The sequence below is a fragment of the Kitasatospora sp. NPDC043949 genome (assembly GCF_056435365.1).
Genome location: NZ_JBWKEQ010000024.1, coordinates 58,420 through 84,724, shown reverse-complemented (window position 1 = coordinate 84,724; position 26,305 = coordinate 58,420). Strand labels below are relative to the sequence as shown.

Genomic DNA, 26,305 nt, shown 5'->3' with positions numbered 1-26,305 from the left:
CGTCTTTTGCTCCCAACCCCCAGCCAGACGGAACACGACATCGCCCCCCCCCCCCCCCCCCCCCCCCCCCCCCCCCCCCCCCCCCCCCCCCGCCGCTCGTTCGCACGACGGTGACGACGAGCATGACGGCGACGACGAGCACGACGGTGATGACAAGGAGGAGGGCTGCCAGATGGCCCGCAGGAAGATCGGGAAGAGGGCGCGGTTGCGCCTGCTCGTCGGGGTGGTCGGCGCGGTGGTGGTCGCCGGGGCCACGGTCCTCGGGGTGACGGCCTGGGGCGAACCGGAGGAACGGGCGGTGACCATGGACGAGGCGTCCCGGCTGGCGCTGTCCCGGCTGACGCTGTACCAGGCCAGCCCGGCGGCGGTGGTGCTCACCGCGGCGGAGGGCGGCGGCGTGCAGATCCGGGTGGAGGGGGTGGTGGACTACCGCACCCGCCGGGGAGTGGGCCGCTACCAGGTCTCCGGGGCCTCGGGTCAGCTCGACCACGGCCTGATCATCTGGGACGGCGACGGCCTCGGGCTGGCCCCGGAGCCGGCCGGCTCCGGCCCCGCCTGGGAGCAGGCCGAGCACGTCCCCCGCTCCGGCTGGTCGCCGCGCTCCTACACGGCGGACCCGCTGGACGCCGGGCTCGGCCTGCTGGTCCGCCTCGGCGCGGACCGGCCGGACAACCCGCTGCTGCTCGCCCAGTCCGGGGCGCGCCTGCTCGGCCGGGACCGCATCGACGGCCGCGACTACGACCGCTTCTCGGGCCCGCGCGCCCAGGGCGCAGCCCCGGACGGCGGGCCGTCGCCGCTGACCTACTGGGTCGACGGCGCCGGCGCGCTGCGCCGGGTCACCATGCGGATGTCCGGCCTGGGCACCCCGACGACCGTCGACCTCACCGGGCGGCAGGACGGCGTGCGGATGCCGGAGGCGCCGTGGGCCGCCGGGTGAGGCCCCGGGGCCGCCGGGGCTGCGGCTCACCGGGGCCCGGGCTCACCGGGGTTGCGGCACGGCGGCGGTGTCCGTGGGCAGGGCGTAGCGGTCCGGGTCGACGGGCCCCGGAAGGTCCGTCGCCGGCCGGCCCGGCGCCGACGGGTCGGGCAGGGAGGGCTGCGCGTCCGGGGCCCGCACCTGGTGGAACGGCACGCCGGGCGGCGCCATGACGGTGGCGGGCCGGCCGCCGGGGAGCGGGCCGCGGCCCTGCGCCCCGCACGCCGCCAGGCCCTCCAACTGCTCCGGGCTCTGGGTGTCGGGCGTGTTGCCGGTGAAGCAGTTGCCGGGGTCGGTGGAGGCCAGCACGAGGTCGACGCCGTTGCCCGTGGCGCGGTTGCCCTCGACGCGGTTGCCGCTCGCCGGGTGCCCGGGCGGGTCGGTGACGATGACCCCGGCGGCGCGGTTCCCCTGGACGAGGTTGCGCAGCACCTGGTTCGCGGTGCCGCCGCCGATCCCGAGGCCGATGCCGAAGCCGCCGTCCGCCTGCTCCGGGGTGTCGGCGGCGTTGTTGTCGGCGATCACGTTCCCGGCGATCACCGCGCCGTGCTGCGGGGCGAGGGATTCCAGGTCGTTGGAGTTCACCGTCACGCCGACCCGGTTGCCGACCACCCGGTTGCCGAGGATGCTGAGCCCGTCGGAGGCGTTGGTCAGCTCGATGCCGACCGCGTTGCGGTCCACGGTGTTGCCGTGCACGAGGGTGTCGCAGGGCTTGCACTGGCCGACGTAGATCCCGGAGTCGGCCTGCCCGGAGGCGTAGGAGTCCTCGATCACGCCGCCGCGCGCGTCGAAGGCGTAGATGCCGTACAGGCCGTTGTCGTACGCCGTCACCCGGGAGGCCCGGAAGCCCTGGACGGGCGGGAAGCGGTTGGTGTCGAGCGGGTCGTACGCGGAGCCGCCGGCGCCGTGCCGTTGCAGGTGCTCGTCGGTGACGCCGGTGAACAGGACGCCGTTGGCGAGGTAGCCGTGCACGGTGAGGTTCTCCACCACCGAGCCGGCGCCGGTGACGGTGATGCCGTTGACGAGCCGCACCCCGCCGTCGAGGACGACGCCGTTGCGGTCCGTCCCGCGCAGGACGATGCGCGGCTTGGTGATCCGGACGCTCTCCGGGTACACGCCCGGGTGGACCAGCACCGTGTCGCCCTCGCGCGCGACGTCCACGGCCTGCTGCACGGTCGGGAAGTCCTCCGGGACCTGGACGACCGTACCGGCCGGATGGCGCGCCTCGTCGGAGGAGGAGCCCGATGCCGCGCAGCCGGCCAGCGCCAGGGTGGCGGCGAGCAGCGCCGCGGACAGCCGTCGCAGCGGTCTCGTCGCACGTGCAGGTGAGGGTCGGTGGGTGAGTTGACGCATCATCGGGATTTGCATGAGAGGTGTTCTATCGTCTCCAATGTCGCCCATGCATGCCGAAACCGGAAAAGTGCGGAAACAGACGGAAGCCGCCGGATCCGGTGTGGAGCGGAGGGCGCTGCTCGCGGCCGGAGCGGTGCTCGCCGCCGGACTCGGCGCCGGCGTCCAGGCGTTGGCGCACGGCGGCCACGAAGGCGCCGCGCCGCACCCGGCGGCCCCGCCACCCGGACCGGCACCCCTCTTCCACGGCCCCCGCCAGGCCGGCGTGACCACACCGCCGCAACCCGCCACCCAGCTGCTGGCCTTCGACCTCGCACCCGCGACCACCGCCGGCGGCCGGGACGCCCTGCGCGGCCTGCTCGCGGACCTCACCCGGCTGCTGGCCGCCGCGACCGCCGGGAGCTCGCCGGACCTGCGGCTCCAGGGCGCCGAACCGGCCCGGCTCACCAGCCTGGTGGGCGTCGGCCCCGACCTCGCCGCCCGGCTCGGCCTGAACGTCCCGACCGCGCTCGCCGACCTGCCGGCCTTCGCCGGCGACCGCCTCGACCCGGCGCGCGGCGGCGGCGACGTCCTCCTCCAACTCTGCGGCGCCGACCGCTGGACGCTGACCGTCGTCGCCGAACTCGCCACCACCGCCGCCCGCGCCGCCGGGGCCACGCCCCGCTGGACCCAGTCCGGCTTTCTGCCCGCCACCGCCCCGGGCACCACCGCCCGCAACCTGTTCGGCTTCAAGGACGGCACCGCCAACCCCGACGAGTCGACCGCCCGGCAGTGGGTCTGGGGTCCGGCGGGGGCGCACGAGAACGGCACCGTCCTGGTCTACCGGCGGATCCGGATGGACGTCGCCGCCTTCGCGGCCCTCCCCGCGGACCGGCGCGACCTGGTCATCGGCCGCCGTGCGGGCGACGGCGCCCCGCTCACCGGCAGCGCCGAACACGACGAACCGGACGTCTACGCCAAGAACCCGGACGGCTCCTACGTCATCCCCGCCACCGCCCACGTCCGGCTCAGCAGCCCCCGCCTCGACGGCGGCGCGCGCATGCTCCGCCGCGGCTACAGCTACGACGACGGCCCGGACGACCGCGGCCTGCTCTTCTGCGCCTTCATGCGCGACCCCGCCCAGTTCACCCGCGTCCAGACCCGCCTCGCCACCCGCGACGCCCTCAACCCGTTCGTCCAGCACCAGGCCTCCGCCGTCGCCTACGTCCTCCCTGGCGCCCCCGAGGGCGCCACCCTGGGCGAGCAGCTCTGGGGCTGAGGGGGAGCAGGGGCTTGCCCGCGACGGCCCGGGGGCCGGCGCGGGCTGCTCGCTGCGGGCGGCCCGGCGCCCCCGGCTACCAGGTGACCGGCAGGTGGGCGGGGCTGCGGGTGGTGGTGCCGAGTTGCCAGGTGAGCCGGTCGACGGGGGTGGTGAGGCGCAGGCCCGGGAGGGCGGCGGCGAGGCGGCGGAGGGATTCGCGCATTTCCAGGCGCATCCGCCAGGCGCCGAGGCAGTAGTGGGGGCCGGCGCTGAAGGCGAGGGTCGGGGCGGGCAGCGGGTGGTCGAGGCCGGCGTCGAGGCCCTCGGGGAAGACGGCGGTGTCGCGGTTGGCGCTGCCGAGGCTGACGGCGAGGACGGCGCCGGCGGGGATCCGGACGCCGCCGAGGTCGACCGGTTCGGTGGCGCGCCGGGTGGTGGCCTCGTCGTCGCCGAGCGGGATGAAGTGGAGGAGTCGTTCGGTGACGCGTTCGGTGGTGTCGGGATCGGCGAGTCGGGGCCACTGCTCGGGGCGTTCGCCGAGCAGGTAGACGAGGGCGTTGCCGAGGGCGCCGGTGACGCTCTCGTTGCCGCTGGCGGTGAGCCCGCAGACCAGGTAGACGAGTGATTCCTCGGGGACGCCGCCGTCCTGGTCGGCGGCCTGGACGAGGCGGCTGACCAGGTCCTCGCCGGGGTGGTGGCGGCGGCGGGCGATCAACTCGCCGGTGTAGGCGGCGTATTCGGCGAGCGCCTCGGCCGGGTCCAGGGTGCCGTCCGCCGCGTCGCCACTGTCGTCCGGGGTGCCGCCGTCGTCCGGGGTGCCGTCGGCGAGGATCGCCCTGGTCCAGCGGCGGAGCCGTTGCTCGTCGAGGCGGTCCGGGCCGTCGCCGTCGAGCCCCATCAGGCGGCTGGTGACGGCGAAGGGCACCGGCCGGGTGAAGGCGGTGACCAGGTCGGCGGGGGTGCCGCCGGCCGCGAGGGCGTCGACGGCCTGCTGGACGCTCTCCGCGACCCAGGGCTGCCAGCCGGCGATGGCGCGCGCGGTGAAGGCCCGTTGGACGGTGCTGCGCAGCCGGCGGTGTTCCGGCCCGTCCTGGTTGAACATCGACGCCGGGTTGCTGGAGACGTCGGCGCCGCCGCCGGGGGTGCCGACGGTGGCCAGGTCGCCGCGGGTGAAGCGGGGGTCGGTGAGGGTCTGGCGGACGTCGTGGTAGCGGGTGACCAGCCAGGCGGGGGTGCCGTCGGGGAGGGTGGTGGGGTGGGGCGGCTGGGCGGGGGTGACGGGGAGTCGGTGCAACGGGGGGAGGGCGGGTGCGGCGGTGGACATGGGTCCCTTCGGGGTCGGCGGTCCGGCGCGGGATGAGAATCCAACTGTCTTATTTACGTAGATCGTTGGATTCCGCTGCTGCTTGTCCAGTTGGTCCCGATGGTAGCGATTCCACCTCCCCCGGTCAGGGTTTCACCGGGCCCGGCCCGTCAGCCCGTCAGTGGGCCGGTCCGTCGGTCGGCCAGCCCGAGGTCGCGCAGGTGGGCGGTGAGCGCGGCCGGGTCGACCGCCCCCGCGGTGAGCCCGACGTGGCCGTCGGGGCGGACCAGTACGACGGCGTCGCCGTCGATCCCGTAGGCGCGGCGGGCGTGGCCGCCGGGGTCGAGGACGCCGGCCCGGTGCACGCCCGGGAGGTCGGGCAGGGCGGTCAGGGCGGGGTGCTCGCCGAAGGCCAGCAGGGTGGCGTGCGGGCCGCGGAAGAGGTCGAACAGGCGGGTGGGGGCGCCGTCGGCGGTGGCGCAGGGCGCGTCCGGGGCGCGGTCCCCGGCGCGGATGCCGGTGGCGTCGTCCAGGTCGCGGCCGAGCGGCCCGCCCCGGTAGTGGACGGACAGCCCGGTGAGGTCGGCGCCGGCCGAGTTGGCCAGGCTGAGGAGCTGGTCGGTCAGGGCCCGGGCCCCGCCGTCGCCGCTGAACAGTGCCCGGTGCTGGGCGGAGGAGGCGGCCAGGACGGCGCGGGCGACGGGCAGCCGTTCGGCCTGGTAGCTGTCGAGGAGCGGGTCGGGGGCGCCGCGCAGCGCCGCCGCCAGCTTCCAGCCGAGGTTGTGCGCGTCCTGGATGCCGGTGTTCATGCCCTGGCCGCCGGCCGCGGACTGACAGTGGGCGGAGTCCCCGGCGAGGAACACCCGGCCCTCGCGGTAGCGCTCGACCATGCGTACGGTCGGCCGCCAGACGGTGGACCAGGTCGGCTCGTGCAGCCGGGCGCCGGGCAGGCCGGCCCGTTCGGCGAACAGCTGCCGGAAGGTGTCCAGGGTGGGGGCGGGCAGCCGCCCGTGCCCGTCGGGGGTGACGGAGGCGTGGACGGCCCAGGTGTCGTCCTGGCGCAGCGGGACCAGTACCAGGGCGCCGACGCCGAACCGGGGGTCGTCCCAGACGTGCAGGGCGTCCGGCGCGAACCCGTCCAGGCGCATCGTGGCCATCAGGAAGCGCTCCTCCTCCCAGGTCTCGCCGAGGAACGGGATGCCCGCGAGTTTGCGGACGGTGCTGCGGCCGCCGTCGCAGCCGACCAGGTAGCGGGCGGCGATCCGCTCGGTGGCGGCCCCGGCGCGCTCCCCGTGCTGGACGATGGCGAGGACGCCGTCCCCGTCCTGGGTGTGGTCGACGAGCCCGGTGTCCAGTTCGACCCTGACGCCGTAGTCGGCGAGCCGGTCGCGCAGCACGGCCTCGGTGTGGTGCTGGGCGAGCATCAGCAGGCCGCCGTAGGGGCGGTCGGGGGTCGGGGCGTTGGCGGGTGCCGGGTCGACCTCGTGGCGGAGCCGGTCGCCCCGGTAGCTGCGGATCTTGAGGTTGAGGTCGCCGCGGGCGAGGATCTCGCCGGCCACGCCGAGGTCGTCGAACACCTCCAGCGTCCGGGGGTTGACGCCCTTGCCGCGGACGCCGCGGTCGCGGAGGGCCGGGTCCCGTTCGATGATCCGGCAGTCGACTCCCGCGCGGGCCAGTCCGACGGCGAGCGTCAGTCCGACCGGGCCGGCGCCGACCACGAGGACGTCGGTCGTACGGGCAGTGCTCATGGCGGGCCCCTCCTCGACATAAGATACGAAGCGTTTCTTAATCTCGACTGTAGACTCGGCCCGATAAGAAACGCAACGTATCTACAGGGATGGGTGCGGACCTCGGTGACGACCGGCAGCACAACGGAGGACGGACCGGCGGGCGGCAGGGCCTCCCGCCGGCGCGGCGACGAACTGGAACAGGCGATCCTCGACGCCGTCTGGGCCGAACTCGCCGACCACGGCTACGACCGGCTCACCATGGACGGTGTCGCCGCCCGCGCCCGGACCAGCAAACCGGTGCTCTACCGCCGCTGGCCCAACCGCGCCGCGCTGGTCGTCGCCGCCCTCGGCCGCAACGCCCCCGACTACCGGGAGCCGCCCGACACCGGCGAACTGCGGGCCGACCTCTCGCTCTTCCTGCGCAGGCTGCTGCACCGCTTCGACGACCTGCCGCAGGACGCCGTGCACGGCCTCCTGGTCGACCTGATGCGCGACCCCGAACTGCGCGAGCACTTCCGCGGGCTGGTCTCCCAGGGGCCGGTGGGCGGCCTGACGGCGATGCTGCGCCGCGCCGCCGACCGGGGCGAGATCAACCCCGCGCGGCTCACCCCCCGCACCTGCTCCCTCCCGCTCGACCTCCTGCGCGAGGCCGCCCTGCTCGGCGGCGGCGTCCCGCCCGACCACGTCGTCGACGAGATCCTCGACGAGGTCGTCCTGCCGCTGCTCAGGGCGCCCTCCGCGGGCTGACCCGCGAGGCCGGGGTCCTATGCTCGGAGCCGGTCGAACATCCGTACGCGAAAGGGGTCCGCGCATGAGCGGCAGCGTGGTGGCGGTCAGCAGCAGCGCCGAGTACTCGTTCACCAAGCCGAACCGTGACGGCATCGTGCTGCTCGCCGGGCTCGGGGTGGAGGGGGACGTGCACGCCGGGGTGACGGTCAAGCACCGTTCGAGGGTCGCCCAGGACCCGGACCAGCCCAACCTGCGCCAGGTCCACCTCATCCACGAGGAGCTCCTCACCGAACTCGGCGAGTCGGGCTTCGCGGTGGCGCCGGGCGCGCTCGGCGAGAACATCACCACCCGGGGCCTCGACCTGCTCGGCCTGCCGGTCGGCGCGGTGCTGCGGATCGGCCCCGAGGCGGTGCTGGAGGTCACCGGCCTGCGCAATCCGTGCCGGCAGATCGACGCCTACCGGCAGGGGCTGTTGAAGCAGGTCGTCGGGCGTGACGAGAACGGCGCCGTCGTCCGCCGGGCCGGCATCATGACCATCGTGCGCGCGGGCGGACCGGTCCTTCCCGGCGACGCGATCTCGGTGGAGCTGCCGCCCGGCCCGCACCGCCCGCTCGACCGGGTCTGACCGGCTGCCCGGCCCGCATCCCGCCAGGCATACCCCCGCCCCGTACACCGAACGCCCCCGACGGCCCTGCCGCCGGGGGCGTTCGGCCGACAGGGCCTAGCCGAGGCGGCCGACCAGGTCGTAGCCGGCCTCGTCCACGGCGGCGGCGACGGCCTCGTCGGCGAGCGGCAGGGTGCTGTCGACGGTGACCTTGCCGGTGGCGAGGTCCACGGCGACGTCGGTGATGCCGTCGATCTTCCGCAGTTCGGCGGTCACCGAGGTGACGCAATGGCCGCAGGTCATGCCCTTCACCTGGAAGACGGCCCGCCCGGCGGTCCCGGTGGCGGGGGCCTCGGTGGCGCCGGTGCCGCAGGAGCCGCAGCAGGAGGCGGTGGTCTCGGCGGCGGTCTCGGTGGCGGGGGACTCGACGGTGGCGGTGGTCTCGGACATGGGGGTGCTCCTGTCATCAGTGCCCGGCGCCGGCCGCGGGTGCGGCCGGCCGCTTCGCCTGGAGAACGTACCATACCCCCCAGGGGTAATTGAGGGCGGCGCCCGCGACGGCCGCGAACGGACTCGACCGATCGTCAACCGATCCTTGTGGCACTCTCGTTGCGCCCTTCCGGCAGGGTGGAAGCGGCCGCCCGCATCCCGGCGGCCGGCGCCGGCAGGCGGCCGATCCCATCACCCGAGGTGACACCCCATGGACCACACCACCCGACCCGGAGCGCGCGGGCCGCGCGGACTGCGCGAGATCCTGGCGGCCGGCGAGCGGACGTACTCCTTCGAGTTCTTCCCGGCCAAGGACGACGCCGGTGAGCGCTCCCTGTGGGCCGCGATCCGGCGGGTGGAGGCGGTCGCGCCGACCTTCGTCTCCGTCACCTACGGCGCCGGCGGCTCCTCGCGCGACCGCACCATCGAGACCACCGAGCGGATCGCCGCCCAGACCACGCTGCGGCCGGTGGCCCACCTGACCGCCGTCGGCCACTCCACCGCCGAACTCCAGGCCGTCCTGCGCCGCTACGCGGACGTCGGGATCCGCGACGTCCTCGCCCTGCGCGGCGACCCGCCCGGCAACCCGAACGGCGTCTGGCAGCCGCACCCCCGGGGCCTGCGGCACGCCGCCGAACTGGTCGAACTGGTCAAGGGCTGCGGCGCGTTCACGGTCGGGGTGGCGGCCTTCCCGGAGCGCCACCCGCGCTCGGCGGACTGGGCGGACGACATCCGGCACTTCGTCGCCAAGTGCCGGGCGGGCGCCGACTACGCCGTCACCCAGATGTTCTTCGACGTCGAGCACTACCTGCGGCTGCGCGACCGGCTCGCCGAGGCCGGCTGCGACACCCCGGTCATCCCGGAGATCATGCCGGCCACCGACGTCCGCCAGATCGCCCGCTTCGCCGAACTCAGCGGCGCCTCCTTCCCGGCGGGCCTGGCCGCACGGCTGGAGGCGGCCCGCGGCGACCGGCCGGCCGCGCACCGCATCGGCGTCGACCACGCCACCCGGATGGCCGAGCGCCTGCTCCGCGAGGGTGCGCCCGGCCTGCACTTCATCACGCTGAACCGCTCCACCGCGGCCCTGGAGATCCACCGCAACCTCGGGCTGGACCGGCCGGCGTGGCCGGCCCCGCTGGCGGCGGCCTGACGGGGGAGTGCCGCCCCCGGCGAGGTGCGAGGGGTGATACCCGGTACGGGTATATGGTGCTCGGCGCTGGCGAACCCGGGGCACCAGGGAAGGCGGACCCACCATGCACGCGATCCTGCACGCGCTGTCCATCGCCGGATCGATGACCTGGGAGATCACCTGGGCGCTGATCCTCGGCTTCCTGTTCTCCGCCGTCGTCCAGGCCGTCGTCCGCAAGTCCACCGTCGTCCGGCTGCTCGGCGACGACCGCCCCCGCACCCTCGGCGTCGCCGCGCTCCTCGGCGCGGCCTCCTCCTCCTGCTCGTACGCGGCCGTGGCCCTCGCCCGCTCGCTGTTCCGCAAGGGCGCGGACTTCACCGCCGCGATGGCCTTCGAGATCGCCTCGACCAATCTGGTCGTCGAACTCGGCGTCATCCTGGCCCTGTTGCTCGGCTGGCAGTTCACGGCGGCCGAGTTCGTCGGCGGGCCGGTGATGATCCTCGTCCTCGCCCTGCTCTTCCGGCTGCTGCTGCGTGACCGGCTGCTGCGCGAGGCCCGCGCCCAGGCGGAACGCGGCCTGGCCGGCTCGATGGAGGGCCACGCGGCGATGGACATGTCCGTCGCCGGGGAGGGCTCCTTCACCCGGCGGCTGCTGTCCCGGCGGGGCGTCACGGCCGTGTCGCACGTGTTCGTGATGGAGTGGGCGGCCATCCTCAAGGACCTCGTCCTCGGGCTGCTCATCGCCGGTGCCATCGCCGCCTGGGTGCCGGACTCCTTCTGGCAGGCCTTCTTCTTCGCCGACCACCCGCTCGTCGGCCGGCTGTGGGGTCCGCTGGTCGGTCCGGTGGTGGCGATGGCGTCCTTCGTCTGCTCGATCGGCAACGTGCCGCTCGCGGTGGTGCTGTGGAAGGGCGGGATCAGCTTCGGCGGGGTCGTCGCGTTCATCTTCGCGGACCTGCTGATCCTGCCGATCCTCAACATCTACCGGAAGTACTACGGGCGCCGGACGGCCCTGTTCCTGCTCGGCACCTTCTACGTGGCCATGGTGGTGGCCGGCTACACCGTCGAGTTCCTCTTCGGCGCGCTCGGCCTGGTCCCCGACCGGCGCGAGGCCGAGATCCCGATGGCGGGCATCGAGTGGAACTACACCACCTGGCTGAACATCGCCTTCCTGCTCCTCGCCGCCGCCCTGCTCGCCCGCTTCCTGCGCACCGGCGGCCGCGCCATGCTCCGGATGATGGGCGGCGAGCCCGCGGCCGGGGACGGGCACCGGCACGACCAGCGCTGACGCCCGGCAGCGGGTACCTCCCGGGGGTTTCGGGCCGGGCGGATCGCCGGACCGGAAAATACCAGCCGGGGGTATCGGTCCATGCTTGCCTCGGGTACCCCTAGGGGGTATAAAGGAACCCGACGCCGACCGATACCCCCCTAGGGTATGAAGGCCGGGCCGGAGACGCTCAGCGCGTTCCCGGAACGACGACTGTCACGAGGAGCAACGATGACCACCCAGGCACCCGCCTCCACGGAGGTGGAACTCTCGATCGGCGGTATGACCTGCGCCTCGTGCGCGGCCCGGATCGAGAAGAAGCTGAACCGCATGGACGGCGTCTCGGCGAGCGTCAACTACGCCACCGAGAAGGCGAAGGTCGCCTTCCCCGCGGGCGTCGACGTCGCCGACCTGATCGCCACCGTCGAGGCCACCGGCTACAGCGCCGCGCTGCCGAAGCCGCCGGCCGCCGAAGGCCCGGCCGGGCAGGCCGAGTCGGCCGACGAACTCGCCCCGCTGCGCCAGCGGCTGGTCACGGCGGTGGCGCTCGCGGTGCCGGTGATCGCGATGGCGATGGTGCCGGCCCTGCAGTTCGACAACTGGCAGTGGCTGTCGCTGGTGCTGGCCGCGCCGGTGGTCACCTACGCCGCCTGGCCGTTCCACCGCGCCGCCTGGACCAACCTCAAGCACGGCGCCGCGACCATGGACACCCTGGTCTCGCTCGGCACCGGCGCCGCGTTCCTCTGGTCCCTGTGGGCGCTGTTCCTCGGCGACGCCGGAATGCCGGGCATGCGGCACGGCTTCGAGCTGACCATCGCCCGCAGCGACGGCCCGTCGAACATCTACCTGGAGGCGGCGGCCGGCGTCACCGCCTTCATCCTGGCCGGCCGCTACTTCGAGGCCCGCTCCAAGCGCACCGCGGGCGCCGCGCTCCGGGCGCTGCTGGAACTGGGGGCCAAGGACGTCACCGTGCTGCGCGGCGGGGCCGAGGTCCGGATCCCGGTCGGCGGTCTGGCCGTGGGCGACCGGTTCGTGGTGCGGCCCGGCGAGAAGATCGCCACCGACGGCGTGGTGGCCGAGGGGGCCTCGGCGGTGGACGCCTCGATGCTCACCGGCGAGTCCGTACCGGTCGAGGTCTCCGTCGGCGACCAGGTCACCGGCGCCACCGTCAACGCCGGCGGCCGGCTGGTCGTCGAGGCCACCCGGATCGGCGCGGACACCCAGCTGTCCCGGATGGCCCGGCTGGTCGAGGACGCGCAGAACGGCAAGGCCGCCGCCCAGCGCCTCGCCGACCGGATCTCCGCCGTCTTCGTCCCGATCGTGATCGTCCTGGCGGTGGCCACCCTCGGCTACTGGCTGGGCACCGGCGAGGGCTGGACCGCCGCCTTCACGGCAGCGGTCGCGGTGCTGATCATCGCCTGCCCGTGCGCCCTGGGCCTGGCCACCCCGACCGCGCTGCTGGTCGGCACCGGCCGCGGCGCCCAGCTGGGCGTCCTGATCAAGGGCCCCGAAGTACTGGAGTCCACCCGCAAGGTCGACACCATCGTCCTGGACAAGACCGGCACCGTCACCACCGGCCGGATGACCCTGCTCGCCGTGCACACCGCCGAGGGCGTCGGCGAGGCCGAGGCGCTGCGGCTGGCCGGCGCCCTGGAGCACGCCTCCGAGCACCCGATCGCCGCCGCGATCGCCACCGCCGCCGCCGAGGCCGGTGAGCTGCCCGCGGTCGAGGGCTTCGAGAACGTACCGGGCCTGGGCGTCCAGGGCGTGGTCGACGGCCACGCGGTGGTCGCCGGCCGGGAGGCGCTGCTGAACGACTGGTCGCAGTACCTGCCGGAGGGCCTGGCCGCGGCCAAGCGCGCCGCCGAGGCGGCCGGGCGGACCGCGATCGCGGTGGGCTGGGACGGCGAGGCCCGGGCCGTCCTGGAGGTCGCGGACGCGGTCAAGCCGACCAGCGCCGAGGCGATCGCCCGGCTGCGCGCGCTGGGCCTGCGTCCTGTGCTGCTGACCGGCGACAACCGGGCGGTCGCCGAGGCCGTCGCGGCCGAGGTCGGCATCGCCCCGGAGCACGTCATCGCCGAGGTCATGCCGCAGGACAAGGTGGAGACCGTCAAGCGGCTCCAGGCCGAGGGCAGGGTCGTGGCGATGGTCGGCGACGGCGTCAACGACGCGGCCGCCCTCGCCCAGGCCGACCTGGGCCTGGCCATGGGCACCGGCACCGACGCCGCGATCGAGGCCGGCGACCTCACCCTGGTCCGCGGCGACCTGCTGGCGGCGGCCGACGCCATCCGGCTCTCCCGCAAGACCCTGGCCACCATCAAGAGCAACCTGTTCTGGGCCTTCGGCTACAACGTCGCCGCCCTGCCGCTGGCCGCGGCCGGGATGCTCAACCCGATGATCGCGGGGGCCGCGATGGCCTTCTCCTCGGTCTTCGTGGTCGGCAACAGCCTGCGGCTGCGCCGCTTCCGCTGAGCCCGTTCGAACGCTGACCGTTCGAACGCCGACCGTCCGAACGCCGAACCGCCCACCCTGCTGGACCCGCCCGAGCCGCCGGCGCCCCGGAACCGCACCAGGTTCCGGGGCCCCGGCGCATCCCGGACCCCGGCCTGTCGCCGGACACTCCGCTCAGCCCCGCGAAGCCCCGCTCAGCCCTGCTCGGGCAGCGCCACCGCCTGCCACCGGTACGCCGCGTCCTCCTGCCAGCACTGCAACTCGCCCTCCACCACCGCGGCCAGGCACAGCCGCCAGTCCTCGCCCATCGCGAGCGCGACCCGGGTGGCCGGGCGCAGCGTCGGCCGCCACCAGCGCGGACGCCGGGAGGCGCCGCCGGCCGGCAGCCGCAGCCGGACGCCGCCCGCGCCGGCCAGCGCCACCGTCGGGCCGCCCCGGTGGCCGGCCATCGCGACGCCGAGGGAGGGCTCGCCGTCGCCGATCTCGGGGGCCGTGCCGGCCGTGCCGAGGGTGTGCAGCTGGACGGAGCCGTCCGGGCGCAGCGTCGCGGCCTGCGGGCCGGCGGAGGTGCGGGCCAGCGCCCCGGCGCGCAGGGCGCCGGGCTGCCCCAGCGGGGCGGGGCCCTGGGCCGAGCCCGGTCGCCAGCTCAGCACCCGCTCCCGGTGCTCGACCAGGACCAGCCAGGATCCGGCCCGCTCCTCCATGGCGGCGAGCACCCGGTCGGCCGGGCAGCCGGGCAGCTCCTGGCCGGTGAGGGTGAGGCCGGGCGCCCAGCGGTAGGAGCGCAGGGCGCCGCCGGCCGCCGTCCAGACCGTCATCTCCCCGGCGGAGTTGACCGCCCCGGCGAGCCCGCTGACGCCGCGCGCGGCCTCCCACCAGCCGGCCGAGGTGCCGACCCAGAGCGTCCCGCCGCGGTCCTCGGCGCAGACCACCAGTTCGCCCTGGCTGCCGGCCCAGCCGGCCAGCAACTCCCTGACCGGGCCGGGCCCCTGGCCGGCCGGCAGGCGCTGCCCGTGGTGTCCGGGGCCGGCCAGTGCAGCGCCGTCGGCGCCGCCGGTGACCAGCAGCGGCCGGCCGGCCCGGTCGGGCAGGACGGCCAGGCCCGCGGTGCGCGCCACCGGTCGGCGGGAGCGCAGGAGTTCGCGGCCGCGGCCCACCCAGGGGCCGAGCGGGGAGGGGCGGCGGTCCGGTTCGCGGGCGAGCGGTTCGCAGGCCCAGCGCGCCAGGTCCTCGCCGTAGCCGGCGGCCAGGAGTTCGGCGCGGGCCTGTTCGGCGGCGAGCCGGTGGTCGAGCCGGCCGTGGTCGGGCAGCAGCAGGGTGCGGGCGAGGGTGCCGACCGCGAACAGGTCCTTGGCGGTGGTGGGGAAGCCGCCGACCTGCTCGGCCTCCGGCGGGACGTGCCCGGGGGTGAACACCGCGACGGTGAGGGTGTGGTCGAGCGGGGCCAGGAAGGTCAGGTCGATCAGTTTGACCTGGTTCTGGGCGTCCACCAGGACGTTGGCGGGGGAGATGTCGCGGTGCACCCAGCGTTTGCGGTGCAGTTCGTCGACGATCCGGCAGAGCCGGGCCAGCACCTCGGCCACCGCCGCCGGGCCGCCGCGCTGGGTGCGGGCCCAGGTGTGCAGCGGCACGCCCTCGACCCAGGGGGAGATCTGGTAGCCGAGCAGCCCGGCGGAGGGCGCGGCGCCGGGCCGGTGCGGGGAGGGGCCGAGCAGGAAGCTGGGCACCACCAGGTCGGTCACGTCCAGGCGGTGGGCGTTGTGCGAGACGTCGTCCCAGCGGCCGAGCCAGCGCCGCACCTCGGAGGGGTCGCGCTCCAGCATGATCTTCGCGGCGACGAGTTCCTTGAGCCCGCTGTGGCCGGTCCGCACCGCCCGCCACACCTCGGCCTCGCCGCCCCGGTGGTGGAATTCCAGGAGCTCGTACTGCTCGGGGTCGAACTCCGGCCCGAACCGGAGCCCGGGCACCCAACGCGACTCGGACACGCATCCCCCGACTGGACCCTGTTGGCCTGTTCGCCCTGACCCGGCCTCGGGCCGGTTCCCGCGCGGTGGTTCTCGCACCGCTTCCGCTGCGTCGCCCAGGATAGTGCTCAATTCTGTTCGTCTGTCCGGTGGAGGGCCTATTCTGATGGGCGCCCGAGCAACATCGAAACAGCGTCAAGTCATGATCACACACCGTGTGTTGATCATCGAGTGGCGTATTTCCAAACGCAGGGGGACAGTGCATGGTGCAGCTCGCGGTGCTGCTGATCGTGGTGGCACTGGCCGGTGCGGCAGCCGTCGTACTGGCCCGCCGCCGACGGAGCCTGGACGCCCAGGCCGTGGCCAAGGCCCTGGCCGCGGCCGCCGAACGGCTCGCCGCCGGCAAGGCCCCGCAGGCCCGTCGCCGCTACGCGCGCCTCGCCCAACGGCTCGCCGCCGGCCCCGAGGAACTGCGCCCGCAACGCGGCCTCGCCCTGCTCGGCCAGGCCGAGGCCACCGTCCCCACCGGCGACCAGCAGGCCACCCTCGCCCTGCACCGCGAGGCCTTCCCGCTGCTCGCCGACCCGGCCCGGCAACTGCCCCGGTGGAGCCTGCACCGCCTCGCCGAGGAGCGGATATCCGCCCCCGAGGGCGACCTCGGGCCGCTGCTCGCCTTCCTCCAGGCCACCGCCGACGGCGCCGAACCTGGTGAGGAGGCCGCAGCCGCCGCCCGTGCCACGGACTGGCTCCAACGGCTCTGCCGCGAGGGCTCCCCCGAGCAGCGCGAGAGCGCCACCACCCGGTCGCTGGCCGCACTGCCCGGCCGGGACTGGCCGGTCCTGGCCCGGGCCGCCCTGCTGCGCGGCACCGACCGCGCCGCCGAGGCCGAGACCCTGCTCGCCGCGGCCGCCCCCGGCGGCAGCGGCGAACTCTGGTTCCGCTGGGGCGCCCAGCTGTTCACCCTGCACCAGGACGAACCCGCCGTCGCCGCCTTCGACGAGGCGCTGCGCCGGGGCCCCGGCGAGCCCTCCCCGTGGGGGCGCGGCCCGGCGCTGCGCACCGAGAGCCTGCTCTTCCGGGGCCTGGCCCGGCAGCGGCTCGGCGCCACCGACGCAGCCTGGTCCGACCTCGCGGCCGCCGCCACCGAGACCCCCGGCGACGCCCGCCCCCGCTACGCCCTCGGCAGGCTCGCCCTGCTGCTCGGCGCCGACGACCAGGCCCGGGACCAGTTCACCGCCGCCCTGACCGTCCAACCCTCTTTCGCCCCGGCCCGGTTCGGCCTCGCCCTGGTGCACGAGCGGGCCGCGCGCCCCGCCGAGGCGGCCGCCGACTACCGCACCGGCCTCGGCCTCGCCCCCGACTGGCGCCCCGCCCGGGTCCGGCTCGGCGCGGCCCTGCTCGCCGCCGGGCAGGCCGCCGAGGCCGCGCCCGTCCTCGGCGCCGAGGCGGACGTCGAACCGGACTCCCGCTGGGCCCGGATCGCCGCCTTCCACCACGGTCTCGCCCTCGCCCGCACCGACGACCCGGCCGGCGCCCTGGCCCGATGGGAGCCGCTGCACGACGAGGACCTGCGCGAACGGCAGGCCCTGGCCCGCGACCGGCTCGCCCGCACCCGGCTGGCCGACGACCCGGTGGCCGCCCGGGAGCTCTGGCAGCAGGCCGCCGCCGACCACCCGGCCGCCCCCGGCTACCGGGCCGCGCTGCGCGAGGCCGCCCTGCGCGAGGCCGCGCACCTGCTGATCACCGGCCGCGACCGGCCCGAACCCCGCGAGCGGGCCGCCGCCGCCCTCGCCCTCGCCGACACCCTGCCCGGCTCCGTCACCCACCGGCAGGCCCGGCTGCGCGCCGCCCTCGCCCTGGCCGGGGGCTCCACCGAACCGCTGGGCACCCTGCTCGACGCCGCCACCGGGCCGCGCGACCGCTACCACCTGGCCGCCGCCGCCCTGCTGACCGGCCGTCCGGTCCAGACCATCGCCCTGCTCGCCCCGCTCGCCCCCGACCCGGCCGGTGACCCGGCCCTCGCCCGGCTGCGGGCGCTGCTCGCCGAACGGGCCGGCAACTGGGCCGCCGCACTGGACTGGTACCGCCACTTCCTGACCGCCGGCCAGGCCCCCGAACCGCCGCAGCCCCCGCCCGCGACGGCCGACTGCGCCATCTGCCCCGCCCCCGCCACCGCCACCGGCACCTGCCCCGTCCCCGCCACCGGCACCTGCGCCGGCTGCGGCCGGGAGGTCTGCGCCGCCCACCTGCACCGCCCCGCCGACGACGCCTCGCCGCGTTGCGTGCGCTGCGTCGGCCCCGCACTGCGCGCCGTCCTGGACTGCGCCCGCCGGGCCGGGGTGCCCGAGCAGGCCGAACCCGTCCTCGCCGCCTGGGCGCAGGCCCTCGGCGACAGCCCCGCCGCCGCGCCCGCACGGCTGGACCTCGCCCTGCTGCGGGCCGAACTCGGCCGACTGGACGAGGCGTTGGCCGACCTGCCGGCGGACGCGGCCGCCGCGCGCGGGGCCGTCCTGATCCGCCGGGCCGGCGCCGCCCTCGACGCCGGGGAGCCCGGACGCGCGGCCGGCGACCTGCGCCAGGCCCTCACCCTCGCCCCGGGCCGGCCGCAGGCCGCCGCCGCGCTCGTCCTGCTCGCCGAGCACGAGGCCCACCAGCACGCCGTCGAGGGCCGCCACCGCGAGGCCTGGGACGGCTACCACGCCCTGCTGCTCAAGGACCCGGCCCACCCCCGGCTGCTGCACGCGCTCGGCCTGGCCGGCTACCGGCTCGCGGTCTCCCTCCAGGCTGGCCCGGAAGCCCCGGAGAGTCCGGACGGCGCCGGGCCGGACGAGCGGATCTGGACCTGGACGCTCGGCTGCCTGGTCGCCGCCCTGCACCAGCCCGACCTGTGGGCGGAGTCCGCCCGGATCACCGGCCGCCCGGCCGAACCGCAGCGGATGTCCACCGCCCGCGGCGCGCTCACCGACCGCCTCCGCGAGGACCTGCGCGCCCTGGACCGGGCCGCCGGCCGCACCGGCGACGAGGTCACCGCCTGGACCCTGCGCCTCGGCATGGAGGCGCACAGCGCCGAAGCCTTCGCCCAGGAGGGCGTCCGGATCGCCCTGCCCGGCCGCCCCGCCCGGCGCCTCGCCCTCGGCCCCGCGCTCGACCGGCTGCTCCGCCAGGAGCCCGAACTCGCAGCCTGGGCAGCCGGGTTCGACGAGGCCGTACGGGCCTGGCGGCAGCCGGAAACCCCCGACGGGCACCCGCTGACCAGGGCCCTCGGCCTGTTCGGCGACCTCGGCCCGCAGCGCTACCTGCTCCTCCAGGGCCGCCAGGCCGCCGCGGTCGGCGCCCTGGACGCGGTGCCCGAGGCCGAACGCGGAACGGGCTGGCGGGACCTGCTCGGCGAGAGCCTGGTCAGCGAGGCCCGCGAGCACCACCGCAACCAGGACTGGCGCGAGGCCCTGGACTGCCTCACCCGCGCCCGGGCCGTGCCCGGCGCCGTCCTGCCCGCCGACGCGCCCGCGATCGCCGCCGAGTGCGGCGTCCGGGCCGCCCGCGCCCTGCTCAAGAGCAGCGACGACGACCAGGCGGGCGCCACCGAACTCCTGGAGAAGGCCCTCGCGCTGGCCCCCGACCACCCCGAGGTGCGCGGCGACCTCGGCGCCACCTACGCCCAGTGGGCCCGCAAGATCAACAACGAGGACAAGGACTACCCCCGCGCCCTGGTCCTGCTGCGCAAGAGCATGGAACTCGCCCCCGGCGACCCGACCGCCGTCCACTTCCTGGAGGCCGCCCTCGGCAACCGGGCCGGCCAGCTCAGCCGCCCCGACGCCCCCGAAGCGGAACTGGAGGAGGCCGCCGACGCGTGGCGGGAGCTGATCGCGCTCAACCCCGACCCGGACCACCGGCTCGGCCTCGCCTTCGTGCTGCGCCACCTCTCCCGCATCGCCGCCTTCGCGGACCACCGCGCCCTCGCCGTCGACCGGATGGCGCAAGCCCTGCGCGCCGACCCGGAATGGGACGGCGACACCGAGGAGGAGGCCCCGCGCCGGGTCGCCGTGATGCTGGCCAACCACATGCTGGACAACCTCCAGGGCAGCCCGTTCACCACCCAGGCCGCCATGCTCCAGAAGGCCCGGTCCTACGACGACTCGGACGAGATCCGCCGCCTGATGGTCAGCGTCTGGCGCGGCGAGGCCATCGGCCACTACGAGGCCCACCGCTACCGCGACGCGATCCGGCTGCTGGAGGAGGCGCTCGCGCTCTCCCGCACCCCGGAGGACGTCGCCAAGCTGCACGTCGAACTCAGCGTCGTCTACAGCTCCTACGCCGTCAGCCGGGCCAACCTGCGCCAGTTCCGGGAGGCCCGCTCGCTGATCGGCAAGGCCGTCGAGTACAACCCGGACGACCGCGACCTGCGCGCCCTGCAACGGAGGATCGGCGCGCTGCGCTGACGGCAACCGCGGCGCCGCCGTCGTCGTCGTAGCCCATGCACCCGTTCCTGATCCGCAGTCGCAGCCAATCCCTGAGCCACAACCGACCCCTGAGCCCCCGTCAGCCGTGAGGAGAGAAGCCGCCCGCCATGCCACTGCACGAACCGTCGCCGTACGAGGTCCTGGGCGTTGCGCTCACGGCCGGCGTGCGCGAGATCAACCTCGCCGTCGGCCCGGCGATGAAGGCCGGCCGCTACAGCCGCCAGCAGATCCAGGACGCCGCCGCCCTGCTGCGCAACCCCGACCGGCGGCTGGAGCTGGACCTCCAGCGGCCCCTGCCGCCGGAGCCGGTCGACCAGGCCGCCGAACTGTTGGCGCCCGCCCTCGCCGAACCGCTGCTGGTCGTCGAACGCCCGCCGCTGCCGCCCGCCGCCGCCCTCCTGGTGCTGCACCGGGCCGAGGCGGCGGCCGACTTCGCCGAACCCGCCCCCGGCGGCGCCGACCCCGAACCGCCCGTCCCCGCCCGCTACGCGGCCGACCTGTCCGTGCTGCCGCAGATCGAGGTACCCGAATGACCGACACGCCGACCGCTCCCGCGCCCGCCGGCCACCGGACGCTGGACGTCCCGCAGCGCGCCCTGGAGGTCGACCTCGACCAGGCGTTCAGCCAACTGCTGTACCGGGCCTCCCTCCTGCAGCGCCTGCGGGCCGAGGAGGCGCAGACCGCCCGGGCCACCCAGCGGGACCTGCTGGGCATCCTGGTCGAGGTGGACGACGCCCTCGCCGCGCTCGGCCTGGACCGGGAGCTGGTGCTGCTCGGGCGCGGCACCGGGATCGAGGCCACCCGCCGGCGGCTGCTCGGCCGCCTCGCCAAGGCCGGGGTGCGCCCGATGCGGCTGGAGGGGCTGGCGGCGGACCCGGCGCTGACCGAGATCGTCGGCACCGAGCCGCGTCCCGGAGTGGCGCCGGAGACGGTCGTCCGGACGGTGGTCACCGGGTTCTTCTGGGAGGAGGAGGTGCTGCGCCGCGCCCAGGTCGTCGTCGCCGCGGTGCCCGAGCCCGCCCCGGTGGGGGAGCCGGTCCTCGCGGAGGACGTCGAGCGGGCCCTGGAGCCCGCACCGGAGCAGGCCGAGGCCGAGGAGGCCGGGCCCACCGAGGATCCCGCACCGGCGGATCCCGAACCTGCGGACCCCGGGCCCACGGAAGCCGAGGGTGCGGACACCGAGCTGGAGGACGGCGGCACCGAACCCGCCGTCGCGCCGGTGAACCCCGCCGCCCGGGCCACGGCGGCCCCGCCCCGGGCCCGCCGGAAGGGAACGGCCGCGGGCGGCCGGCGCAAGCGGAAGAAGTAGCCAGGACCACGAGGGGCAAGAGGGGAACGACATGTACCGCACACTCGGCATCGACCTGGGCACCACCAACTCGGTGGTGGCCCACCTGCGCCGGGGCGAGCCGGAGATCATCTTCAACCGGCAGAACCAGGAGGCCACGCCCTCCGTGGTCGGCAGCGGCCGCAAGGGCGAACTGCTGGTCGGCTCCACGGCGCGCAGCCGGGTCGCCATCGACGGCGCCAACGTGATCCGCTCGGTCAAGCGCTTCATGGGCCGCAAGTTCAAGGACCCGCAGGTCCAGGCCGCCCTCAAGGAGGTCGACTACAAGGTCACGGCAGGCACCGACGGCGACGTCAACGTCTGGTTCAACGGCCGCTCCTACACCCCGATCGAGATCTCCGCGATCATCCTGCACCGCCTCAAGGAGGACGCCGAGCAGCGCTTCGGCGAGCCCTTCCACCGGGCCGTCATCACCGTCCCCGCGTACTTCGGCGAACGGCAGGTCGCCGCCACCCAGGAGGCGGGCCGGATGGCCGGCCTGCACGTGCTGCGGATCATCAACGAGCCGACCGCCGCCGCGCTCGCCTACGGGATCACCTCCGAGGCCGGCGACGAGGGCCGGACCGTCCTGGTCTACGACCTCGGCGGCGGCACCTTCGACATCTCCATCCTGCTGCTGGTCCCCGGCTCGGTCTCGGTGCTCGGCATCGAGGGCGACAACCTGCTCGGCGGCGACGACTTCGACCGGGCCATCACCACCGCACTGCTGGAGGACATCCGCGAGGAGTACGGCGCGGACTACCAGCCCGACCTGCGGGACCGCCCCAAGATCGCCTCCACGGCCGAGACCATCAAGATCGAGCTCTCCCACCAGGAGGCCTCCGAGGTGATCCTGCCCGGCCTCGGCGCCGGCCAGCTGGTGCTGGAGACGGAATTCGAGCGGGCCCGCTTCGAGGAGCTGATCGAGGCCCAGATCGAACGCACCATCGAGCTGACCCACAAGGCCATCATGCAGGCCAACCTCACCGTCGGGGACATCGACGAGGTGGTGCTGGTCGGCGGCTCCACCGCGATCCCGCTGGTGGCCCGGCGGCTCGGCGAGGTCTTCGGGCCGCGTCGGATCCGGCGCGGCGTCAACCCGATGCAGTGCGTGGCGCTCGGCGCGGCCGTGCAGTCCGCGCTGGTCGGCGAGGTGGAGTGCCCCGAGTGCCGGGCCCCCGGGGACCTCTCCGCCTCCAACTGCGCCAACTGCGCCACCACGCTGCTCGGCGGGCCCCGGGTCTCCTGCACCGGCTGCCACCTCCCGGTCGACGCCGAGGCCGGAGCCTGCCCCAAGTGCGGCCAGGAGCTGGGAGGTTCGGCCGCCGGCGCGGCCATCCCGGCGCAGTCCCAGGCGGCCACCGCCGTGCGCAGCGACAACTGCCCGCGCTGCGGCACACCCGCCGCCCCCGGCGTCACCGCCTGCGAACTGTGCGGCGAGGCACTCAACTCCGCCGCACCCGGGCAGACCAGGGTCGCCTCGACCGCCGCCGAGGACGTCGGCCTGCGCTGCGCGGCCTGCGGCGTGGTCAACCCGCCCGGCAGCGAGGCCTGCCAGGGCTGCGGCGAGCTGATGCAGGTCACCAACCCGTTCGACATCACCCCGAAGAACCTCGGCATCGAGCTCAACGACGGCCGACTGGCCGTCATCATCCCCAAGAACACCAGCTACCCGACCAGTTCGCCGGTCAGCCGCGAGTTCGTGGTCTCCGGCAGCGGCCGCCAGCGGCTGGAGATCGCGGTCTACGAGGGCGAGCACGAGATCGCCCAGCAGAACGAGCTGATCGGCCACCTGACCCTGCGGCTGCCCGCCGGGCTCGGCGGCCGCACCCCGGTGGAGGTGTCCTTCGGTCTCGACCGGGACCGCACCATCACCCTGTCGGTGCGGATCCAGGGCGGCGGCGAGAAGACCGTCAAGCTGGAGCGCGTCACCCTCGACCCCGAGCTCAAGGTCCAGGTCGAGGAGCAGCAGCGGCAGATCGAGACCTTCACCGACCGCTGGGGCGGCGAGCTCACCGAGGCCGAGATGCGCGAGGCGCAGCGCCTCATGGACAGCCTGGACGACCTGGCCGCCGGCCAGACCCGCGGCCAGTCGGTGGACGAGGCGCTGGAGCGGGCCCAGCGCCAGCTGAAGGCCCAGCGCTGGGTGCGCGGCTCGGAGGCGTACCTCAGCCTGTTCATCCACTACTGCGAGAAGCACCTCGACCCGAGCGACCTCGACCGGCTGCGGTCGGTGGCCGCCGACCTGCGGCTGCGCCGCGAGGCGGCCGACTGGGAGGGCGCCATGCGCGCCGCCCAGCGGGCCGACGAGCTGTGCGACTCGCTCGGGCACACCTTCCGGATGCTCACCATGTGCAACGTCTACGTCAACCAGAACATGGTCTCGCCGGCGCTGGCCCAGCGGATCATGGCCGAGCTGCGCGGGCTGGACGAGGCGGTGGAGTCGGCCAACATGGAGGCCGCCAACCAGCACAGCTCGGCGCTGCTGGCGCTGTACGCGCAGGCGCAGCGGGAGCTGGGCAGCGAGCCGCTCGCGGAGTCGCTCGGCCCGGTCCGCCCGGAGGAGGCCGGTCCGCGATGAACTCCAACGTGACTCCGTCCGAGGTACCTCCGTCCGAGGTGTACCGGTCCGAGCTGTCCCCGGCCGACGTGCACCCGATCGGCGGGCGGGCTGCCGACGTTCCGCCGATCGAGGTGCTCTGCCCGCAGTGCGCCGTCCCGGCGGACCCGCAGGGCCTGCGCTGTCCGTCCTGCCGGGAGGATCTCGGCGTGCTGTTCCGGCTGCGTTACGCCGCTCGGATCGACTACAACCGGGCGCTGGCGGCGCTGGCGGCCGGCGACGGGGCGTTCGCGCTCGGACTGCTGCACCGCGCGGTGGCGGCCGAACCGGGGCTCGAACCGGCCCGGGACCTGCTGGAATGGGTGAGCGCGTCCGGGTCCGCGGGGCCGGAGCCGGGGGAGCGGGAGGACGACACGCCCTCTGAGTGACCAATTCGGCCGTTCCCGGCCTGCCATCGAGTTCGATCGGTGCGAGTGTGTTCGTCACATGGATGTTCGCTGCCCTCACAAGGAGTGACGCAATGCGTATTCGTACCACCCTCGCCGCCACCGCACTCGCCGCCGTGGCCGTCCTGGCCGGTGCCGGCACCGCCGCCGCGGGCGACGCCACCGCGAACGGTGTCGCGTTCGGTTCCCCCGGTGTGCTCTCCGGCAACCAGATCCAGATCCCGATCAACCTCGAGGCCAACGTCTGCGGCAACTCGATCGGCATCATCAGCATCCTCAACCCGGCCTTCGGCAACACCTGCGTCAACGCCTGACCCGACTGCTGGGGCCGTCCGTCGCACCCGACGGACGGCCCCAGCATCGCGTCCGCACCCCCGTTCGGGGGTGGCGGCGCGGGGCACGCGGTGGAGACCATGGGGTCCGACCCGCACGCGCCCACCCAGGAGCCAGAACGTGCCGACCACGCCGACCCCGCGCAGCTACGCCTCCGGCACCTCGGACGTGCCGCTGCTCGGCGACACCATCGGGGAGAACCTCGACCGCGCGGTGCGCGCCTTCCCCGAACGGGACGCCCTGATCGACCGGGCCACCGCCCGCCGCTGGACGTACACCGAACTCGCCGCCGACGTCGACGCGTTGGCCCTGGGCCTGCTCGACCTCGGCATCGCCAAGGGCGACCGGGTCGGCATCTGGGCGCCCAACTGCGCCGAGTGGACGCTCACCCAGTACGCCACCGCCAAGCTCGGCGCGATCCTGGTCACCATCAACCCGGCGTACCGCTCGCACGAGTTGGCGTACGTGCTGAACCAGGCCGGGATCCGCCTGCTGGTCGCGGCCGAGCGCTTCAAGGCCTCCGACTACGCCGGAATGATCGAGGAAGCGCGGCCCCGGTGCCCCGAGTTGGAGAGCAGGGTGCTGATCGGCGGCCCCGACTGGGACGCCCTGCTCGCTGCCGGGCGCCGCGCCGACCCCGGCCTTCTCGCGCGGCGGCAGCGGGAGTTGGCGCCGGACGACCCGATCAACATCCAGTACACCTCCGGTACCACCGGCTCCCCCAAGGGCGCGACCCTGTCGCACCACAACATCCTCAACAACGGCTACTTCGTCGGCGAACTGCTCAACTACACCGAGCAGGACCGGATCTGCGTCCCGGTGCCGTTCTACCACTGCTTCGGCATGGTGATGGCGAACCTCGCGGCCATCTCCCACGGCGCCTGCACGGTGATCCCCGCACCCTCCTTCGACCCGGGCGCCACCCTGGCCGCCGTCGCCGCCGAGCGCTGCACCTCGCTGTACGGGGTGCCCACCATGTTCATCGCCGAACTCGCCGACCCGGACTTCGCGCGCCACGACCTCACCAGCCTGCGCACCGGCATCATGGCGGGCTCCCCCTGCCCGGCCGAGGTGATGAAGGACGTCATCGGCCGGATGGGCATGGCCGAGGTCGCCATCTGCTACGGCATGACCGAGACCTCGCCCGTCTCCACCCAGACCCGTGCCGACGACACGGTCGACCGCCGGGTCTCCACCGTCGGCCGGGTCGGCCCGCACCTGGAGGTCAAGGTCGTCGACCCGGCCACCGGCCGGACCATCCCGCGCGGCGAGCCCGGTGAACTCTGCACCCGCGGCTACTCCGTCATGCTCGGCTACTGGGGCGAGCCCGAGCGCACCGCCGAGGCCGTCGACGCCGCCCGCTGGATGCACACCGGCGACCTCGCCGTCATGGACCAGGACGGCTACCTCGCCATCACCGGCCGGATCAAGGACATGGTGATCCGCGGCGGCGAGAACCTGTACCCGCGCGAGATCGAGGAGTTCCTGTACACCCACCCCGACGTCCTCGACGTCCAGGTCGTCGGCGTGCCCGACGCCAGGTACGGCGAGGAGCTGATGGCGTGGATCCGCATGCGCGCGGGCGCCGAGCCGCTCACCGCCGACACCGTCCGCACCTACTGCGCCGGCCGGCTCGCCCACGTCAAGATCCCGCGGTACGTGCACGTGGTCGAGGAGTTCCCGATGACCGTCACCGGGAAGGTCCGCAAGGTCGAGATGCGCGCGGAGGCCGTGCGCCTGCTCGGCCTCTGACCCGACCCGCAACCGGTCGACGGGCCGCCGCCCCACCGCCGCCCGGTCCGAGCCCGCCCGCACACGCCGAACGGCCCCGGGGGGGGGGGGGGTGGGGGGGGGGGGGGGTGGTTGGGGGGGGGGGGGTTTTTCTTTTGTTTCCTGGGGTTGCCGGGTTGGTGTGTGGGGGGGGGGGCTCAGGCTAGGGGGTCGGGG

General features: G+C 75.1%; 19 protein-coding genes. 14 read left to right on the top strand and 5 right to left on the bottom strand.

The annotated features are described in order from the left end of the window. The first annotated feature begins 172 nt into the window (after positions 1–172). The gene (locus tag AC07AL_RS20985; protein WP_400803459.1) at positions 173–937 is read left to right on the top strand and encodes a hypothetical protein; all 765 of its coding nucleotides are present in this window, start codon (positions 173–175) and stop codon (positions 935–937) included. 42 nt (positions 938–979) lie between these two features. On the opposite strand, the gene AC07AL_RS20980 is transcribed toward AC07AL_RS20985, so the two are convergent. Further along, positions 980–2,344: a right-handed parallel beta-helix repeat-containing protein gene (locus AC07AL_RS20980; RefSeq protein WP_400986432.1), complete on the bottom strand. Its 1,365-nt coding sequence runs from the start codon at positions 2,342–2,344 to the stop codon at positions 980–982. A gap of 31 nt (positions 2,345–2,375) precedes the next feature. Here AC07AL_RS20980 and AC07AL_RS20975 point away from each other — a divergent pair, with 31 nt between their 5' ends. Continuing rightward, positions 2,376–3,584 carry a Dyp-type peroxidase gene (locus AC07AL_RS20975; protein ID WP_400986433.1) on the top strand — a complete coding sequence of 403 codons (1,209 nt, stop codon included), beginning with the start codon at positions 2,376–2,378 and terminating at the stop codon, positions 3,582–3,584. 76 nt (positions 3,585–3,660) lie between these two features. Here the strand turns inward: AC07AL_RS20975 and AC07AL_RS20970 are convergent, their stop codons facing one another. Continuing rightward, complete coding sequence (locus AC07AL_RS20970) at positions 3,661–4,890, bottom strand: cytochrome P450 (RefSeq protein WP_363585944.1); 1,230 nt, start codon at positions 4,888–4,890, stop codon at positions 3,661–3,663. Between the two features lie 149 nt (positions 4,891–5,039). Then, the gene (locus AC07AL_RS20965) at positions 5,040–6,617 is read right to left on the bottom strand and encodes an FAD-dependent monooxygenase (RefSeq protein ID WP_400986434.1); all 1,578 of its coding nucleotides are present in this window, start codon (positions 6,615–6,617) and stop codon (positions 5,040–5,042) included. A 105-nt stretch (positions 6,618–6,722) separates the two neighbouring features. Here AC07AL_RS20965 and AC07AL_RS20960 point away from each other — a divergent pair, with 105 nt between their 5' ends. Together AC07AL_RS20960 and AC07AL_RS20955 are read left to right on the top strand one after the other, a co-directional pair. Then, positions 6,723–7,346, top strand: a complete 624-nt coding sequence (locus tag AC07AL_RS20960) for a TetR/AcrR family transcriptional regulator (protein ID WP_400986435.1) — start codon at positions 6,723–6,725, stop codon at positions 7,344–7,346. Between the two features lie 64 nt (positions 7,347–7,410). Beyond that, positions 7,411–7,953: an MOSC domain-containing protein gene (locus tag AC07AL_RS20955; RefSeq protein WP_363585947.1), complete on the top strand. Its 543-nt coding sequence runs from the start codon at positions 7,411–7,413 to the stop codon at positions 7,951–7,953. Between the two features lie 96 nt (positions 7,954–8,049). On the opposite strand, the gene AC07AL_RS20950 is transcribed toward AC07AL_RS20955, so the two are convergent. Then, a complete protein-coding gene (locus AC07AL_RS20950) occupies positions 8,050–8,382 on the bottom strand; it encodes a heavy-metal-associated domain-containing protein (RefSeq protein ID WP_400803447.1) in 333 nt (110 codons plus the stop codon). A 250-nt stretch (positions 8,383–8,632) separates the two neighbouring features. On the opposite strand from AC07AL_RS20950, the gene metF reads away from it, so the two are divergent. The 3 genes from metF (at position 8,633) to AC07AL_RS20935 (ending at position 13,289) form a co-directional block, all read left to right on the top strand. Then, entirely contained in the window at positions 8,633–9,571 is a 939-nt protein-coding gene (metF, locus tag AC07AL_RS20945) for a methylenetetrahydrofolate reductase [NAD(P)H] (protein ID WP_363627526.1), read from the top strand. A 103-nt stretch (positions 9,572–9,674) separates the two neighbouring features. After that, complete coding sequence (locus AC07AL_RS20940; protein WP_363627527.1) at positions 9,675–10,838, top strand: permease; 1,164 nt, start codon at positions 9,675–9,677, stop codon at positions 10,836–10,838. 210 nt (positions 10,839–11,048) lie between these two features. After that, entirely contained in the window at positions 11,049–13,289 is a 2,241-nt protein-coding gene (locus tag AC07AL_RS20935) for a heavy metal translocating P-type ATPase (protein WP_400986436.1), read from the top strand. 173 nt (positions 13,290–13,462) lie between these two features. On the opposite strand, the gene AC07AL_RS20930 is transcribed toward AC07AL_RS20935, so the two are convergent. Next, positions 13,463–15,253: a protein kinase domain-containing protein gene (locus AC07AL_RS20930; RefSeq protein ID WP_400986438.1), complete on the bottom strand. Its 1,791-nt coding sequence runs from the start codon at positions 15,251–15,253 to the stop codon at positions 13,463–13,465. Positions 15,254–15,495: 242 nt separating this feature from the next. Here AC07AL_RS20930 and AC07AL_RS20925 point away from each other — a divergent pair, with 242 nt between their 5' ends. The 7 genes from AC07AL_RS20925 (at position 15,496) to AC07AL_RS20895 (ending at position 26,110) form a co-directional block, all read left to right on the top strand. Next, a complete protein-coding gene (locus AC07AL_RS20925; RefSeq protein WP_478317926.1) occupies positions 15,496–19,671 on the top strand; it encodes a hypothetical protein in 4,176 nt (1,391 codons plus the stop codon). A 128-nt stretch (positions 19,672–19,799) separates the two neighbouring features. Continuing rightward, positions 19,800–20,225 carry a hypothetical protein gene (locus AC07AL_RS20920; protein ID WP_350883251.1) on the top strand — a complete coding sequence of 142 codons (426 nt, stop codon included), beginning with the start codon at positions 19,800–19,802 and terminating at the stop codon, positions 20,223–20,225. Then, a complete protein-coding gene (locus tag AC07AL_RS20915) occupies positions 20,222–21,001 on the top strand; it encodes a nucleotide exchange factor GrpE (RefSeq protein WP_400843256.1) in 780 nt (259 codons plus the stop codon). Before AC07AL_RS20920 ends, AC07AL_RS20915 begins: the two co-directional genes overlap by 4 nt. 31 nt (positions 21,002–21,032) lie before the next feature. Then, positions 21,033–23,600, top strand: a complete 2,568-nt coding sequence (locus AC07AL_RS20910; RefSeq protein WP_400843258.1) for an Hsp70 family protein — start codon at positions 21,033–21,035, stop codon at positions 23,598–23,600. Further along, positions 23,597–24,007 (top strand): hypothetical protein, encoded by a 411-nt coding sequence (locus AC07AL_RS20905; protein WP_363585956.1) that lies wholly within the window; start codon positions 23,597–23,599, stop codon positions 24,005–24,007. The genes AC07AL_RS20910 and AC07AL_RS20905 overlap by 4 nt, the downstream gene beginning before the upstream one ends. A 92-nt stretch (positions 24,008–24,099) precedes the next feature. After that, on the top strand, positions 24,100–24,339 hold the full coding sequence (locus AC07AL_RS20900; RefSeq protein WP_363585957.1) for a chaplin: 240 nt from the start codon (positions 24,100–24,102) through the stop codon (positions 24,337–24,339). Positions 24,340–24,478: 139 nt separating this feature from the next. Further along, the gene (locus AC07AL_RS20895) at positions 24,479–26,110 is read left to right on the top strand and encodes an AMP-binding protein (protein WP_478317925.1); all 1,632 of its coding nucleotides are present in this window, start codon (positions 24,479–24,481) and stop codon (positions 26,108–26,110) included. Positions 26,111–26,305 lie beyond the last annotated feature (195 nt).